The sequence below is a fragment of the Gryllotalpicola reticulitermitis genome, from assembly GCF_042651345.1.
Lineage (GTDB): Bacteria > Actinomycetota > Actinomycetes > Actinomycetales > Microbacteriaceae > Gryllotalpicola > Gryllotalpicola reticulitermitis.
Window position 1 is genome coordinate 258,658 of the sequence record NZ_JBHSCN010000005.1, and the last position, 14,874, is coordinate 273,531.

At 67.2% G+C, this 14,874-nt stretch carries 16 protein-coding genes and 1 tRNA gene; 14 read left to right on the forward strand and 3 right to left on the reverse strand.

Annotation, left to right across the window (positions count from 1 at the left end; genetic code table 11):
- Nucleotides 1-152: 152 nt before the first annotated feature.
- The 12 genes from ACFOYW_RS08380 (at nt 153) to ACFOYW_RS08435 (ending at nt 11,238) form a co-directional block, all read left to right on the forward strand.
- Nucleotides 153-347 (forward strand): DUF4244 domain-containing protein, encoded by a 195-nt coding sequence (locus tag ACFOYW_RS08380; RefSeq protein ID WP_390228414.1) that lies wholly within the window; start codon nt 153-155, stop codon nt 345-347.
- A 37-nt stretch (nt 348-384) separates the two neighbouring features.
- Nucleotides 385-723, forward strand: coding sequence for a TadE family type IV pilus minor pilin (locus ACFOYW_RS08385; protein ID WP_390228416.1), 339 nt, complete (start codon nt 385-387; stop codon nt 721-723).
- A gap of 56 nt (nt 724-779) precedes the next feature.
- Complete coding sequence (locus ACFOYW_RS08390; protein ID WP_390228417.1) at nt 780-1,148, forward strand: Rv3654c family TadE-like protein; 369 nt, start codon at nt 780-782, stop codon at nt 1,146-1,148.
- A 166-nt stretch (nt 1,149-1,314) separates the two neighbouring features.
- Nucleotides 1,315-4,056, forward strand: a complete 2,742-nt coding sequence (gene topA / locus ACFOYW_RS08395; protein WP_390228418.1) for a type I DNA topoisomerase — start codon at nt 1,315-1,317, stop codon at nt 4,054-4,056.
- Nucleotides 4,053-4,703 (forward strand): dTMP kinase, encoded by a 651-nt coding sequence (gene tmk / locus ACFOYW_RS08400; protein WP_390228419.1) that lies wholly within the window; start codon nt 4,053-4,055, stop codon nt 4,701-4,703. The genes topA and tmk overlap by 4 nt, the downstream gene beginning before the upstream one ends.
- Nucleotides 4,704-4,713: 10 nt before the next feature.
- On the forward strand, nt 4,714-5,859 hold the full coding sequence (locus ACFOYW_RS08405) for a DNA polymerase III subunit delta' (protein WP_390228420.1): 1,146 nt from the start codon (nt 4,714-4,716) through the stop codon (nt 5,857-5,859).
- Between the two features lie 50 nt (nt 5,860-5,909).
- Nucleotides 5,910-7,478, forward strand: a complete 1,569-nt coding sequence (locus ACFOYW_RS08410; protein WP_390228422.1) for an alpha/beta hydrolase — start codon at nt 5,910-5,912, stop codon at nt 7,476-7,478.
- A gap of 78 nt (nt 7,479-7,556) precedes the next feature.
- On the forward strand, nt 7,557-8,210 hold the full coding sequence (locus ACFOYW_RS08415; RefSeq protein WP_390228423.1) for a TetR family transcriptional regulator: 654 nt from the start codon (nt 7,557-7,559) through the stop codon (nt 8,208-8,210).
- Nucleotides 8,211-8,316: 106 nt separating this feature from the next.
- On the forward strand, nt 8,317-10,050 hold the full coding sequence (locus tag ACFOYW_RS08420; RefSeq protein WP_390228424.1) for a cytochrome c biogenesis protein CcdA: 1,734 nt from the start codon (nt 8,317-8,319) through the stop codon (nt 10,048-10,050).
- Between the two features lie 120 nt (nt 10,051-10,170).
- A tRNA-Thr gene (locus tag ACFOYW_RS08425) sits at nt 10,171-10,243 on the forward strand.
- A 103-nt stretch (nt 10,244-10,346) separates the two neighbouring features.
- Nucleotides 10,347-10,760, forward strand: a complete 414-nt coding sequence (locus tag ACFOYW_RS08430) for a MerR family transcriptional regulator (RefSeq protein WP_390228426.1) — start codon at nt 10,347-10,349, stop codon at nt 10,758-10,760.
- 43 nt (nt 10,761-10,803) lie between these two features.
- Nucleotides 10,804-11,238 (forward strand): nuclear transport factor 2 family protein, encoded by a 435-nt coding sequence (locus ACFOYW_RS08435; RefSeq protein WP_390228427.1) that lies wholly within the window; start codon nt 10,804-10,806, stop codon nt 11,236-11,238.
- 173 nt (nt 11,239-11,411) lie between these two features.
- Here the strand turns inward: ACFOYW_RS08435 and ACFOYW_RS08440 are convergent, their stop codons facing one another.
- Complete coding sequence (locus ACFOYW_RS08440) at nt 11,412-12,389, reverse strand: aldo/keto reductase (protein WP_390228428.1); 978 nt, start codon at nt 12,387-12,389, stop codon at nt 11,412-11,414.
- A gap of 78 nt (nt 12,390-12,467) precedes the next feature.
- On the opposite strand from ACFOYW_RS08440, the gene ACFOYW_RS08445 reads away from it, so the two are divergent.
- Nucleotides 12,468-13,064, forward strand: a complete 597-nt coding sequence (locus ACFOYW_RS08445; RefSeq protein WP_390228429.1) for a TetR/AcrR family transcriptional regulator — start codon at nt 12,468-12,470, stop codon at nt 13,062-13,064.
- Between the two features lie 13 nt (nt 13,065-13,077).
- On the opposite strand, the gene ACFOYW_RS08450 is transcribed toward ACFOYW_RS08445, so the two are convergent.
- A complete protein-coding gene (locus ACFOYW_RS08450; protein WP_390228431.1) occupies nt 13,078-13,629 on the reverse strand; it encodes a hypothetical protein in 552 nt (183 codons plus the stop codon).
- 157 nt (nt 13,630-13,786) lie between these two features.
- Here ACFOYW_RS08450 and ACFOYW_RS08455 point away from each other — a divergent pair, with 157 nt between their 5' ends.
- Nucleotides 13,787-14,176, forward strand: a complete 390-nt coding sequence (locus tag ACFOYW_RS08455; RefSeq protein ID WP_390228432.1) for a VOC family protein — start codon at nt 13,787-13,789, stop codon at nt 14,174-14,176.
- A 19-nt stretch (nt 14,177-14,195) separates the two neighbouring features.
- Here ACFOYW_RS08455 and ACFOYW_RS08460 read toward each other — a convergent pair whose 3' ends face one another.
- A complete protein-coding gene (locus ACFOYW_RS08460; protein ID WP_390228433.1) occupies nt 14,196-14,867 on the reverse strand; it encodes an aminoglycoside phosphotransferase family protein in 672 nt (223 codons plus the stop codon).
- Nucleotides 14,868-14,874 lie beyond the last annotated feature (7 nt).

Below are 14,874 nucleotides of genomic sequence, written 5' to 3' on the forward strand. Positions count from 1 at the left end.
TGCCAGACATGTCGTCTGCGAGGGGTCTTGCTCAGCACAGCACTCGATCCGGGTCGGTGTCTCACAATCCGGGCCTCGGCCGCCGCTCGAGGCGAGAGCGCACGCCACGATCGACACCAGCCCCGCGCCGCTCGTCAGTGATTGGAGAACTCATGAATCGAATCCGCACGGCTTGGGCTCGAGCGCGCGGCGTGGCCGGCGATGCCGGCTCTGCCACCGCCGAGTACGTGGTCGCCACCATGGCCGCTGTCGGTTTCGCCGGGCTGCTCGTCATCATCCTGAAGGGCGACGAGGTGCGCACCATGCTGACCGATCTGGTGCATCGTGCACTCTCGGTCGGCGGCTGACCGACCCGGCGTCGCGGGCGACGGCGAACGCGGCACCGTGACCGCCGAGTTCGCCGTCGTGTTGCCCGCGGTCGTTTTCGTGTTGGCGCTCTGCGTCGGTGCGGTGAACGTCGTGGCTCAGCAGGTGCAGCTCACGTCGCTCGCATCGAGCGCTGCACGGATGCTTGCGAGAGGTGACGATTCAGCAACGATGCACGCGCGGGTCGTCGGTGCTGCGGCGGGAACGGTGGTCACCGACGCGCCTGACGGCGATTTCGTGTGCGTCAGTCTGGCGCGGCCGGCGCGCTTCGGACCCGTCGACCTCGGAACGCTCGTACTGAATGCGCGCGCCTGTGCCCTCGGCGCGCAGCCGCTGCCGGGCGGGGCGCCCGAATGAACGATGCCCGAATGAATGGTGCCCGAATGGGCGGCGACCCAACGAGCACTCGCCGAGTGAACGCAGTCACGCGACCGCGGCGCGAGCTCGCTTCAGAGAGCGGCGCCGGCACGGTGCTCGCTGTCAGTCTGCTCGGCGCACTGGTCCTGGTCACCGGTGTTGCGCTGTTCGCCGTCGCGGTGCTCGCAGCGCAGCAGGGCGTGCAGAACGCAGCCGATTCAGCGGCGCTCGCGGCCGCCGACACGCTGTCGGGACGCTCGGTCGGCTACCCGTGCGAGAACGCGGCGCGGGCGGCGCGGTTGAATGACGCATCCGTTACCGCCTGCTCGAGCGATAACCTCATCGCAACGGTTGCAGTCGTGCGCGACTGGGCATCGTTACGGCTCACGGCCGAGGCCCGGGCGGGTCCGCCGGGCAGCCCCTGAGGCTGTTCTTTCCGTACAGGCCATGCAAAGTTTCGAGGAAGTGCCCCGACGGGTGTGTGTATCCTCAGCCTGCAAAGGCTTGGGCGGAAACACTCATGGTCGCTCGTGCGGGTCGCGTCCCGCAACAAGCTCGGGTAGTCGCTCGTATATATAGGTAAGGAGCCAGGTGGCGGGCAATAAGAAGCTGGTCATCGTCGAGTCGCCGACGAAGGTCAAGTCGATCGCGCAGTATCTCGGCGACGGCTACACGGTGATGGCTTCGGTTGGGCACATCCGCGATCTGATCGAACCAAAGGACCTGCCCGCCGACCAGAAGAAGGGGCCGCTCGGCAAGTTCGGCGTCGACGTCGAGAACGACTTCAAGCCCTGGTACGTGGTCTCCGACGGCAAGACCAAGGTCGTCAGCGACCTGAAGCGTGAGCTGAAAGACGCCGACGAACTCATCCTCGCCACCGATGAAGACCGCGAAGGCGAGGCCATCGCATGGCACCTCCGCGAGGTGCTCAAGCCCAAGGTGCCGGTGAAGCGCATGGTCTTCCACGAGATCACCCGCGAGGCGATCGAGGCGGCGCGTGACCACACCCGCGATCTCAACATGGAGCTCGTCGACGCGCAGGAGACTCGGCGCGTGCTCGACCGCCTGTACGGCTACGAGGTGAGTCCCGTGCTGTGGCGCAAGGTCGGGCCCGGCCTCTCGGCCGGCCGCGTGCAGTCGCCGGCGACCCGACTGGTCGTCGACCGCGAGCGTGAGCGGCTTGCGTTCGTTTCCGCGGGTTACTGGGACCTCGTCGCGCAGTTCGCGCCCGAGGCCGACGCCCAGAGCTTCGACGCCCGGTTGCAGCGGCTCGACGGCACGCGGGTCGCGCAGGGGCGCGACTTCGATGACGCGGGGCAGCTGAAGGGCCAGGCATCCGTTCTCACCGAGCAGAGCGCCGAGGCGCTCGCCGCCGCTCTCCGTTCCGAGTCCACGACGGTCTCGGTGAGCAAGGTCGAATCCAAGCCGTACTCGCGCCGGCCCGCTGCGCCGTTCACGACGTCGACGCTGCAGCAGGAAGCGGCGCGCAAGCTCCGCTTCAGCGCGCGCCAGACGATGAGCGTTGCGCAGTCGCTGTACGAGAACGGCTACATCACGTATATGCGTACGGATTCGCCGTCGCTGTCTCAGCAGGCGATCAACGCGGCCCGTTCGCAGGCCGCCGCCCTCTACGGCGCCGACACCATTCCGGACAAGCCGCGTCTCTACACGGGGAAGTCGAAGAACGCGCAGGAGGCTCACGAGGCGATCCGCCCGTCCGGCGAGGTCTTCCGCACGCCGGACGACGTGCGCAAGTCGCTGTCGGGCAACGACTTCCGGCTCTACGACCTGATCTGGAAGCGCACCGTCGCGAGCCAGATGGCCGACGCCAAGGGCTCGACGGCGTCGGTCGCCATCGAGGCACGCGTGTCGGGCGGCGTGCTCGACGGGACCGTCGCCGAGTTCAGTGCGTCTGGCACCGTGATCACGTTCCGCGGATTCCTCCACGCCTATGAGGAGGGCCGTGACGAGGAGCGCAACAGCGACGCCGCCGAGGCCGAGGCGAAGCTGCCGCCGTTGACCGTCGGCCAGAGCCTCGCCACTGCTGCCGTCGAAGCGAAGGGGCACGAGACCACGCCGCCGCCGCGCTACACGGAGGCGAGCCTGGTGAAGGCGCTCGAAGAGCTCGGCGTCGGGCGCCCGTCGACGTACGCGCAGATCATCTCGACGATCATCGACCGCGGCTACGTGACACTTCGTGGCCAGGCGCTCGTGCCGAACTGGATCGCCTTCTCGGTCGTCAAGCTTCTCGAGGACCACTTCGGCGACCTCGTCGAGTACGACTTCACCGCCGACCTCGAGAACGACCTCGACAACATCGCCAACGGCGACGACGAGGGCCGCGAGTGGCTGAAGGGGTTCTACTTCGGCACCGACGCGCACCGCGGTCTGCGCGGTGTCGTCGACAACCTCGGCGAGATCGATGCGCGCGAGGTCAACTCCGCGCCCATCGACGAGGGCATCACGTTGCGCATCGGCCGTTACGGCCCGTACCTCGAGGTCATCGACCCTGAGAATCCCGAGGCTGCTCCGCGTCGCGTCAACATCCCCGCCGATCTTGCGCCCGACGAGCTCACGCCGGCCAAGGCCCGCGAACTCGCCGAGGCTCCCGAACAGTCCGACCGTGTTCTCGGCCAGCTCGACGACGGCAAGCAGATCGTCGTGAAGGACGGGCGCTTCGGGCCGTACGTCACCGAGGTGGTGCCCGAAGAGGCGGAGGACACGACGGTCGCCGAAGTCGAGGCATCCGATGCCAAGCCCAAGCGCAAGACGACGAAGAAGCCGGCCGCCCCCAAGCCCCGCACCGCGTCGCTCTTCAAGAGCATGAGCGTCGACTCGGTCGACTTCGAGACGGCGCTCAAGCTGCTCGAGCTGCCGCGCACGGTGGGCAACGACCCTGAGTCCGGTGAGCCGATCCTTGCGGCCAACGGCCGCTACGGCGCGTATCTCAAGAAGGGCACCGATACCCGCAGCCTGCCCGACGGCGAGGATCAGATCTTCGACATCACGCTCGAGCAGGCACTCGAGCTGTTCGCGCAGCCGAAGTACGGCGCGCGCCGCGCTTCGAGCGCGCTGAAGGAGTTCGACGCCGACCCGGTGAGCGGCAAGCCGATCCGCGTGCGCGACGGCCGTTTCGGCCCGTACGTCACCGACGGCGAGACGAACGCGACGATCCCGCGCGGCGAGGACCTCGAGTCCGTCGACTTCGCTCGCGCGGTGCAGCTGCTCGCCGACAAGCGCGCGAAGGGGCCGGCCAAGAAGCCGGCGCGCCGGGCATCCGCTTCCTCCACCCCGAAGACGACCACCACCCGCAAGCCGGCAGCCAAGAAGTGACCGCGGGTCTGTACGTCACGGTCGAGGGCCTCGACGGTTCCGGCAAGACGACCCAGCTCGAACGGCTCGCGGCGTGGCTGACGGATGCCGGTCACACGGTGGTCGCGACGCGAGAGCCCGGAGGCACGGAGGTCGGGCAGCTCGTGCGCGACATCGTGTTGCACCACCGCGGCGATATCGCCCCGCGCGCCGAGGCGCTGCTGTTCGCCGCTGACCGGGCGCATCACATTGCCACCAAAGTGCGCCCGGCGCTCGAGCGCGGTGAGATCGTGTTGCAGGACCGGTACATCGACTCGTCGGTCGCATTCCAGGGCGCGGGCCGCGTGCTCGACCCCGAAGAGGTGCGGCGGGTGTCGGAGTGGGCGACCGATGGGCTGTACCCGGCGCTCACAGTGCTGCTCGATCTCGATCCCTCCGTCGCGCGGCAGCGTATCGACGCGGCGCAGAAGGTGTTCGATCGCATCGAGGCGGAGGCTGTCGAGTTCAATCAGCGCATTCGCGCGGCGTACCTCGGCATGGCCGAGACGGAGCCGCAACGGTGGCTGGTGATCGACGCGACACTTCCGCCCGACGAGATCGCGGCGGCGATCCGTGAGCGGGTTATGAGCCTGTTGGCAACTCGGAGCGTTGTCCGAGGCACCCCGTAGTCTGACTGTGATGAGCGTGTGGGCAGAGCTGACGGGGCAGCGGCAGGCCATTGCCGAGCTGCGCGCCGCCGCCGGGGTCTCGAGTGCCATGACGCACGCGTGGCTGCTGACCGGGCCGCCCGGCTCGGGTCGCTCGAACCTCGCCTTCGCCTTCGCGAGCGCTCTGCTCAGCAGCGCAGGCCCCGACGGCGACCCGGTGACCGATCGTCAGGTGCAGGCGCGTACCCACCCCGACCTGTCAGTGCTCGCGACGGAAAAGGTGATCATCACGATCGACGAGGTGCGCGAGCTCGTGCGCTCCGCGCAGTACTCGCCCTCGGTCGGCCGGTACCGCGTCATGGTGATCGAAGACGCTGATCGCATGACCGAGCGCACCAGCAATCTGCTGCTCAAGTCGCTCGAAGAGCCGCCGGAGCGCACCGTGTGGGTGCTGTGCGCGCCGAGCGATGCCGACCTGCTGCCGACCATCCGCTCACGGGTGCGCACCGTGCGGCTCACGGTGCCGTCGGTCGCAGACGTCGCTGCGCTTCTCGAGCGGCGCGACGGCATCGAGCCGACTCTCGCCGAGCAGGCCGCGCGACACGCGCAGTCGCACATCGGCATGGCGAGACGGCTCGCGACCAACGCCGAGGCGCGAGCGCGCCGTGACGAGACGATCGACCTGGCGCTCGGCATCCGTTCGGTGTCGTCCGCCGTGCTCGCCGCGGCACGCCTTGTGCAGATCGCCGCGGAAGACGGCAAGGCCATCACCGAGGAACGTGACGCGCAAGAGCGCGAAGACGCGTTGCGGGCGATGGGCATCGCGCCCGGGGGCACGGTGCCGCCGGCGCTGCGCTCGCAGCTACGTGCTCTCGAAGAGGACCAGAAGCGGCGCGCGACGCGCAGCTTGCGCGACGGTCTCGACCGGATTCTGGTCGATCTGCTGTCTCTCTACCGCGACGTCATGATGCTGCAGCTGGGCGGCGAGGCGCCGCTCGTGAACGTCGAGCGAGTGGCTCAGCTCGGCGAGTACGCCGCGCGGACCACTCCCGCGCGGGCGTTGCATCTGATGGATGCGATCACCGAAGCGCGCACCCGCATCGACGCCAACGTGAACCCGACGCTCGCGCTCGAGGCGATGCTCACGGCCGCGATCCACGTGCCGGTGGCGGCATGACCGGCGGCGGCGTGCGCGCACGGGAGTCGCGGCGGTCTCGGTCCGGCGTCATGCGGGGCGGGGTACGCCGGCGTGGGTTCCGCGCACTCGCCGTCTTCGTGGCGTCGATCGCACTGCTCGCAGGCTGCACATCGCTGAGCCCGAAGCTGCCGACCAAGACGTCGACTCCGGTGCAGACCGGTGTCTCGTCGTCGCCGACGCAAACGCCGGCCGATGCGGCCGCGACGCAGAAGTACTACACGCAGCATCTCGTGTGGAAAGACTGCGGCGGCGGGTTCCAGTGCACGACGGCCGAGGCGCCGATCGACTGGAGCCATCCGTCGCAGGGCGCACCGATCCACCTCGCGCTGATCCAGAAGCCTGCGAAGGGGCACGCGATCGGGTCGCTGTTCACCAATCCGGGCGGCCCTGGCGAGTCTGGTGTCGATTTCGTGCGACAGGGCACGGGCAACACGTCCGCGCAGTTGCAGCAGAACTACGACGTCATCGGGTGGGACCCGCGCGGGGTCGGCCAGTCCACCGAGGTCAAGTGCTACGACGACAAGCAGCTCGACGACTACGTCTACGGCATCCTGCCGGGCGCGCGCGGCAGCGCGCAGTGGCGGGCTGCGAGCGAGAAAGAGACGGCGGCGCTCGGGGCCGCGTGTCTCAAGAACACGGGCTCCCTGCTCGGCCATGTTGATACCGCGAGTACTGCGCACGACCTCGACATGCTGCGCAGCGACGTCGGCGACCCCAAGCTCAACTACCTCGGCTTCAGTTACGGCACGATGATCGGTGCGATCTACGCCGGCATGTTCCCCAAGAACGTCGGCCGCATGACGCTCGACGGCGTGGTCGACCCGGCATCGAGCTTCGACGACCTCACGACGCTGCAGGCGGGCGGCTTCGAATCCAACCTCAAGGCCTACGCGCAGTGGTGCCTCACTCAAGACAAGACCTGCCCGTTCCGTGGCTCCGTCAGCAGTGTGCTGAGCGACGTGTCGGCGCTGCTCAATCAGGTGCAGGCGCACCCGATCAAGAACTCTGACGGGCGCTTGCTCGGGGCCGGCACGCTCGAGACGGCGATCATCTTCCCGCTGTACAGCACCGCGTCGTGGCCGGCGCTCGACGTGCTGTTCAAAGACGTTGCGAACGGCAGTGCGAAGGTCGCCTTCGAGCTGGCCGACCAGTACAACAACCGCACGGCGGCCGGCGCATACACTGTCAACACCGTCGTCGCCTTCCAGGCGATCGACTGCCTCGACTACACCTTCGACACAGATCTCGGGCACATGCAGGCGCAGGCCGCGCAGCTGGCGGCGGCGTATCCGGTGGTCGGGCCGTTCTTCAGCTACGGCGGCATCGCCTGCTCGGGCTGGCCGGTGAAGCCGGTGCGCACGCCGGCGCCGGTGACGGCCGCAGGCTCGGCGCCGATCCTGGTGCTCGGCACCACCAACGACCCGGCTACCCCGTACCAGCAGTCGGTGAACCTCGCCCACGAGTTGCAGAACGGCCACCTGATCACGTGGCACGGCTCGGGCCATACGGCATACGGGCGATCGAACTCGTGCGTGAGCAACGCGGTCGACAACTACTTCGTCCACGGCACGGTGCCGGCCAGCGACCCGAACTGCTGACCCGTTGAAGCGCGCGGCCGCGGGTTCGCGCGTGCTCACGTGGTGCAAGTTTGCAGGGACTGCAACGATAATGGAGAGGTGACCGACCTCAAAGAACCCGGCTTGCGTGAGCGGAAGCGCACGGCGACCCGGCAGGGCATCGAACGCGCGGCGATCGAGTTGTCGCTCGATCGAGGCTACGAGAACGTCACCGTCGATGAGATCGCGGAGCAAGCGGATGTCTCGCCCCGCACTTTCTTCAACTACTTCCCCTCCAAAGAGGCCGCGGTCATCGGCCACGCCCCTGAGGGCCCCGAACCCGAGAAGGTCGCCGCGTTCCTCACAGCGTCGGCCGACGAGTCGATTCTCGACGGCATCCGTCTTCTGCTCGCCGCGTTCATCGACAGCAAGACCGACGAAGACACGCGCGCTGCGCATGAGCTGCAGGAACGCCGCATGCAGCTGATGCTGCGCTACCCACAGCTGTTCCGGCAGCGCATGGAGAGCATGGACGAGCTCTCGAACCAGATGACCGAGCTCGTCTCGAAGCGCCTTCTCACCCTCGACCCGAGCCTCGCCGGCGATGAGACCGAGCTGCGCGAGCGGGCTCGCCTCGTCGTGCTGGTGTCATTCGCGGGCATGCGCCACGCATGGGGCACCTGGGTCGAGCGGGGCGGAGCGGGCCGCCTGGGGGAGTGCGTGAAGCGCTCCTTCGAGCAGCTGCACCTGCTGTCGTCGCAGGTGAACGTCTGACCCTCGCAGTCCGCGCGGCGCCTGTCTGGGCGTTGCCCGCCGCGGTCAGCGGAGCCTAATCGCGGGCCAGGGGAAGCTCACAACATCTGGTGCTTGCCTCATCTTTGTGACGCTGGTTCTGGTCGGGTTTCTCGGCGGATTGCTGACGGGCATCTCGCCCTGCATCCTGCCCGTGCTTCCCGTGGTCTTCTTCGGCGGCGCGTCCCCCAACCGGGCCGCTGTCGAGTGGAATGAAGCGCCCCGCGATCGGCTGGGGCACCGGGTAGTCGCGGGTCGCGCGCGCCCGTTCCTCGTCATCGCGGGGCTCACACTGAGCTTCGCCGTGTTCACCCTGTTCGGCACTCTCGTGCTGTCCCTGCTGCATCTGCCGGCGGGGCTGATCCACTGGCTCGGGCTCGTGGTGCTCGTGCTGCTGGGACTCGCCATGATCGTGCCGTCGCTGGAGCGGCTGATCGAGAGGCCGTTCTCGCGCATCCCGCAACGCCAGGTGCGCACCGACCGCGGCGGATTCGTGCTCGGCCTCGCCCTCGGCGCGGTCTTCGTGCCATGCGCCGGGCCAGTGCTCGCGGCGATCACGGTGGCCGGGGCGACCGGCCGCTTCGGTGCGGGCACCCTGGCTCTCACGCTGGCGTTCGCCGTCGGCACCGCGATCCCGCTGCTCGTCTTCGCCCTCGCGGGGCGCCAGCTCACCACCCGGCTGCGCGCGTTCCGGCGCCGTCAGCGCGTCATCCGAACCGTGAGCGGTGCGGTGATGATCGCTCTCGCGGTCGCGCTCACCTTCAACGTGACGGATGCCGTGCAACGGTACATTCCCAACTACACCCAGGCGCTCGGCAACTCGCTCGAGAAAGGCGTGAGCACGGCGGCCTCGTCCGGCAGCGCGGCGGGCGGTTCCCTGCAGGCCTGCCAGACCGCGGCCTACTACGGCGGGGAGGGCCTCGAGGACTGCGGTGCGGCGCCGGCGTTCACCGGCATCCGTCAGTGGCTCAACACGTCAGACGACAAGCCGCTCAGTCTTGCCGCGCTCAAGGGCAAGGTTGTCCTCGTCGACTTCTGGGCGTACTCGTGCATCAACTGCCAGCGCGAACTGCCGCACGCTGAGGCGTGGGCGAAGACCTATGCCGCCGACGGGCTCGTCGTCGTCGGAGTGCACACCCCTGAGTACGCCTTCGAACAGGTGCCGGCGAACGTCGAAGCCGGTGCGAAACGGCTCGGACTCACCTTCCCGATCGCGATCGACGATCAGGACGCCACGTGGACGGCCTACGACAACCAGTCATGGCCCGCCAGTTACCTCATCGACGCGACGGGGAAGATCCGCCATGTCAGCGTCGGCGAGGGCGACTACGGGCAGGAGGAGTCAGAGATCCGGCAATTGCTGACAGCAGCCGATCCGGGCATCGTCCTGCCTGCCGCGACCAAGGTCGCCGATACGACTCCGCAGGACGCGCAGCAGTCGCCCGAGACCTACCTCGGCGATCAGCGCGAGCAGTATTACGGCGGGACCGGCTCGTATTCGTCGGGAACCCGCAGTTACGCGTACCCGAAGTCGCTGAAGAGCCAGACCTACGCCTTGACGGGGAAGTGGACGCTCGGCACTGAGTCGATCACGGCCGGATCGGGCGCCGGCATCCGCCTCGCGTACCACGCTTCGAAGGTCTACCTCGATGTCGGCGGAACAGGAACGCTTACCGTCACCGCGGGCGGCAAGTCGACGAAGATCACCGTGTCAGGAGCGCCCGACATCTATACCGTCGCCTCGAACTCGACCCCGAGGGACGGAACCGTGACGATCAGCCTCTCACCAGGGCTGCAGGGGTACTCGTTCACCTTCGGATAGCGCCTGTCGCGGGCCCGTCTCACGGGCGTCGTCGCGTCGGCGCGGCTGGCGGTGAGCGGATTTCCGCGGCCCGCGGCACTCCTGTAGACTTTTTGACGTGTGGGTGAGTGATCGCCCCGCGCCGCCTTAGCTCAGTCGGCAGAGCGATTCACTCGTAATGAATAGGTCAAGGGTTCGATTCCCTTAGGCGGCTCCGTGCATACGGCCTCAGATCGTTGAGAAATCAGCGATGTCGGTCCGTTCTGTGTTGGCGCCTGGTTTGACATGGAGTGCGCTCCACGTCGCAGGCTGGGTGTGTGAGTGACCTGCTGCTGCCGCATGCGCCCGTCCGGGTTCCGTTGGCGGGATTCGCAATCGGTGACGCGGCGCACGCATGTGGGGTGACGCCGGACACGTTGCGGTACTACGAGAGGGAGGATCTCCTTCTTGAGCCCACGGCCCGAGACGCCTCCGGGCGTCGCCGGTACACCGCCCGCGATCTGGCCTGGATTGCTGGGCTTGTGATGCTGCGCGAGACCGGGATGCCGATTGCGGGCCTGCGCCGCATGGCCGAGCTTTACCGCACCCCGGGTGCGGATGCCGAGCGGCTGCGGTTGCTCGAAGAGCATCGCGAGCACGTCATCGCGGAGCAGCGCAGGATCGCTCAGCACCTGGAGGCGATCGAGGCGAAGATCGCCTCCTACCGCGCCGCGCTGCGCGAGGCCGACTGAGGCCCTCGCCCTGCATCATCGATCAAAGAAAGCAGACACAACCATGCCCAGCGCCGAACGCGCCATCGAGAACCTCATCGCCCGCTACGCCTTTCTCGTCGATGACGGGGACTTCACCGGGCTCGGCGAGCTGTTGGACGCCGCCGAGTTCAACCTCGGGACAGCGGCTGCTCGTGGCAAAGCCGACATCGAAGAATTGGCCGCGGCCGTCCTGCAGACATATCCGGACGGCACTCCGCGCACTCGGCACGTGACCACGAACCTCATCATCGAGGTCGACGCGGACGCCGGAACCGCGAGTTCGCGTTCGTACTTCACGGTCTTCCAGCAGACCGACGACCTCCCCCTGCAGCCGGTGGCGTCCGGCCGATACCGCGATGCCTTCGAGCTCTACCACGGTCAGTGGCGCTTCGCGGCCCGTGAGGTCAGCACCGACCTCGTCGGAGACACGAGCCACCACGTCAAGCAGGCATCATGACCGGCCCTGTTGGTCCCTTCGTCTCGGGCTTCGAAGCCACCACGACTGCGTCCGAGGTTCTCGAGGGAGTGGAGCTTTCTGGCCGACGCCGTTGAGACGATCCGTCGACGCCGCGATGCGCCGGGGCCGCTCGCGAGGTGACGGTCAGCGCCCCGGCGGACCTATCGGTTAGTTCAGTCCCACTGGACGCCTTCGCTGTTGCGGGCACCGTAGGGCCCGTCCCCGATGGCCGTCTCGATGGCTGCGAGGTCGTCGGAGTTCAAACGCAGATCTGTAGCCGCGATGTTCTCAGCGACTCGTGCGGCATTCCGGGTACCGGGGATCGGCACGATGTAGTCGCGCTGAGCGAGGAGCCACGCGAGCGCGAGCTGGGAGATCGTGGCGCCTTTGCTCTCGGCGATTGCCGTGAGTCGCTGGACGATGTCGTAATTCCTCTCGAAGTTTCCGGGCTGCCACCAGGGAAGGCGCGAGCCGGAGCCCGAGCTGCGGCTGTCGGTGCTGTCGTAGTCCGCGGTCGACTTTTTCAGGCCGCCGGTAAGGAGACCTCGGGCGAGCGGCGAATACGGAACGAATCCGATACCGAGCTCCTCCAGGGTGGGAAACACCGTCTCCACCTCGCGGGTGAACAGGGAGTACTCGGTCTGCACGACGGACACCGGCTGAACAGCGTGAGCGCGGCGGATCGTATTCGGTCCGGCCTCACTCAGGCCGAAGTAACTGACTTTGCCTGCGTCGATGAACTCCTTCACGGCGCCGGCAACGTCCTCGATGGGTACGTTCGGATCGACCCGGTGTTGATAGACAACGTCGATGTGGTCGACCCCCAGATACCCCAGGCTGTTGTCGATGACTTCCCGGACATGCTCCGGGCGACTGTCATAGCCGTACTCGCGGGTGAAGCCGAACTTGGTCGCGAGCACGATCTCATCGCGGAAACCTTTCACGGCCCGGCCGAGGAACTTCTCGCCCTCTCCCCACCCGTACAGTTCGGCGGTGTCGAAGAGAGTCACGCCCAGTTCGTGCGCCTTGGTGATCGCGGTTGTGGCCTCAGCCTCATCGGTCGGCCCGTAGCCCAGGACGAGCCCCATCGCGCCGTAGCCCACCTCGGACACGGTCAAGCCCTGCCGGCCGAGTGTACGTGTCTTCATCATGCGTCCTTCCTTGCCGTAATCAGCACAATACGTCGTTTGTGACACAGTCTGCCATATTCGGCGCGATATGCTTAGCTCATGAATGCTCGACCGTCGCAAGCGGGCGGACTGCGCGAGATCACACGCGAAGCAGTCCGCGAACGCATTGCCGAGCAAGCGCTCATCCTCTTCGACGAGAACGGGTTCGAGCAGACGACGATCGAAGACATCGTGACCGCCGTCGGCATCTCATCACGCAGCTACTTCCGCTACTACGCCAGCAAGGAAGAGGCCGTAATCCGCGACCTCGTGGTCGGTGGTGCCAAGCTCCGAGACAACGTCGCTCAGCGCCTGCTCGAAGAGACCCCCTGGCAGGCACTGCACCACGGCATGCGCGACGGCGCCGAGCAGATCGACGCCCGGCCGGAGAAGTGGCTGAGAACGATGCGCGTCATCTACAGCGCAGCGTCACTGCGTGCACGAAACCTCGAGAAGCACCTCACGTGGTCGGCCCTGCTCACCCCGCTCATCAACGAGCACCTCGACGGCGACCCCAGGTTCGGTGATCTACCCGCTCGCACACTGGTCGGCAGAGCATTCGCATGCCTGGACGCCGCACTCGCCTCCTGGACAGAGGCCAACGCGGCCGCGCCGTTCAGGGATGCCATCGATGCAGCATTCGCTGTCCGCACGTGAAATCATTTCCTCTTCAACCGAGGTCGCCTGCTGCTCGAGCGGCAGCAATGGCATCCATGACGCGCTCAACGCATTGGTCAGGGTCCAGATCAGCAGTGTTGAGGAGCACGTCTGACTCGATCCGGTCGACCTCGTGCGACCAGCGCTCGTAGACCTCGTAGAGAAAACTGCGCTCCCGCGAGATTCCTCTCGTCGGGTCCGCTTGCGCCCGCACGAGCGCAAGGTCGAATGGAGCCGTGGTGACAGCCGTTACCGCCACCGCGCCCTCGGGGAGTTGAGCGAGCAACCGTGCCACTTCCTCGGCTGCCCCTGACCCCTCGGCGATGACGCAGCTCAGGTCCGAGCGAGCCCAGCGGGCGACGACCAGCTCGAACACGTGATGCGCGGTGTCCCAGCTCGGCAGGGTCGGAAGGGCCATTGCGGCGATCCGATCCAGTTCCACCAGGGCGACGCTTTCGCCTGCTCGGCGCAACGCTTCGGAAAGAGCCACCGCGACCGTGCTCTTGCCCGATGCCTGCGGTCCCGCGATCACGACGAGCGCGAGCGGCGGTGAAGAAGGCGTCATCGCTCCAATCTGCCCCAGATAGCTCGCGAAGGACGCTACGACCCCTAAGACGATGCATCACGGATGCCGTGACCAATGGTGCCGCAAGGGGAGCCTCCGTTGCGCGTGCGCTCGGATACCGCTTTCGGCGACCGATGCCCGCGAGTACGGTCGCGGCATGACGAGCATCTGGCCATTCCTGGCGGTCACAGACGTCGACGCAGCCGTCGCGTTCTACGTGGATGTGTTCGGCGCCGAGGAATCGATGGAACGATTCCGATCCGACGACGGCTCACAGGTCGCGGTGTTGTCAATCGATGGGCAACCCGTCGGGGTGGCGACGGAAAGCCCGGAGTTGCGCACGTTGAGTCCGCCGGCCGCGGGCGGCACAACCGTGCGCATCCATCTGGATGTCGACGACCCCGACAGCGTGGCCGCCAGCGCGGTCGCGGCAGGAGCCGAGGAGATGTTCCCTGTGGCCGACCAGCCCTACGGGGTTCGACAGGGACGCGTCGTCGACCCCTTCGGCCACCACTGGCTGATCAGCGGCCCAAGCCGATCGGCCTAAGCTCGCGTGGCCCGCTCGCCTATAGTGCGGTCGCCAGCTGGTCGGGGATGCCGCTGCGGCCAAGATCCATGAGACCGATGAACGCCGCGCGTCCCAGGTCGAGGCCGAATGGGGACACCGACGCGGTTTCCCAGTCCAGGAGGACACCGACCCCATCGTTGTCGCCGGGATCGAGGTAATTGCCGCTTCCGGGGTCACCGTGCGTCACGACCAGCCGCGTAGTGCCGCTGACCACCGCAATGGCCTTGTCGATTTCGTCTGCAAGCGCCCGCGTCAGTAGAGGACGGACGAGGTTCAACCGATCCCGATGATCGGTGACGAACTCGGCGGCCGTGATGCACGGGAGCGGACACGAATCCGTGCTCACGTCGAGCAGAGACGCGAGATCTCGGCCGAATCTCCACCATCCCTCAGGCGTGGTGGTGCGCACCCCGTTTTCACGTGTGATGACGAGGTATGGATACCCGTCTGGCGTGGTGCCCGAGACGACGACGCGAGGTACCCGCACCCCCGCCGCGGCCAAGAAATCCAAGGCCGCTTCTTCATTGCGAAGCCGGCCGTGCGCGCGCTGGATCTTCACCACGACCGCGCGTGTTCCGATCGTGCCGTAGCGGGTCTCGTTCTTCGTTCCGCCTGTGGTCCGCTCGCCGAGCTCGACCACGTGGCCATCTTCCAAAGAGAGCACGTCCACCCCGTCA

Coding starts and splice junctions, on each gene's coding strand:
- ACFOYW_RS08410 (WP_390228422.1), top strand. CDS start 5,910: ATGCGGGGCGGGGTACGCCGGCGTGGGTTCCGCGCACTCGCCGTCTTC.
- ACFOYW_RS08405 (WP_390228420.1), top strand. CDS start 4,714: ATGAGCGTGTGGGCAGAGCTGACGGGGCAGCGGCAGGCCATTGCCGAG.
- ACFOYW_RS08435 (WP_390228427.1), top strand. CDS start 10,804: ATGCCCAGCGCCGAACGCGCCATCGAGAACCTCATCGCCCGCTACGCC.
- ACFOYW_RS08455 (WP_390228432.1), top strand. CDS start 13,787: ATGACGAGCATCTGGCCATTCCTGGCGGTCACAGACGTCGACGCAGCC.
- ACFOYW_RS08445 (WP_390228429.1), top strand. CDS start 12,468: ATGAATGCTCGACCGTCGCAAGCGGGCGGACTGCGCGAGATCACACGC.
- ACFOYW_RS08380 (WP_390228414.1), top strand. CDS start 153: ATGAATCGAATCCGCACGGCTTGGGCTCGAGCGCGCGGCGTGGCCGGC.
- ACFOYW_RS08450 (WP_390228431.1), bottom strand. CDS start 13,629: ATGACGCCTTCTTCACCGCCGCTCGCGCTCGTCGTGATCGCGGGACCG.
- ACFOYW_RS08440 (WP_390228428.1), bottom strand. CDS start 12,389: ATGATGAAGACACGTACACTCGGCCGGCAGGGCTTGACCGTGTCCGAG.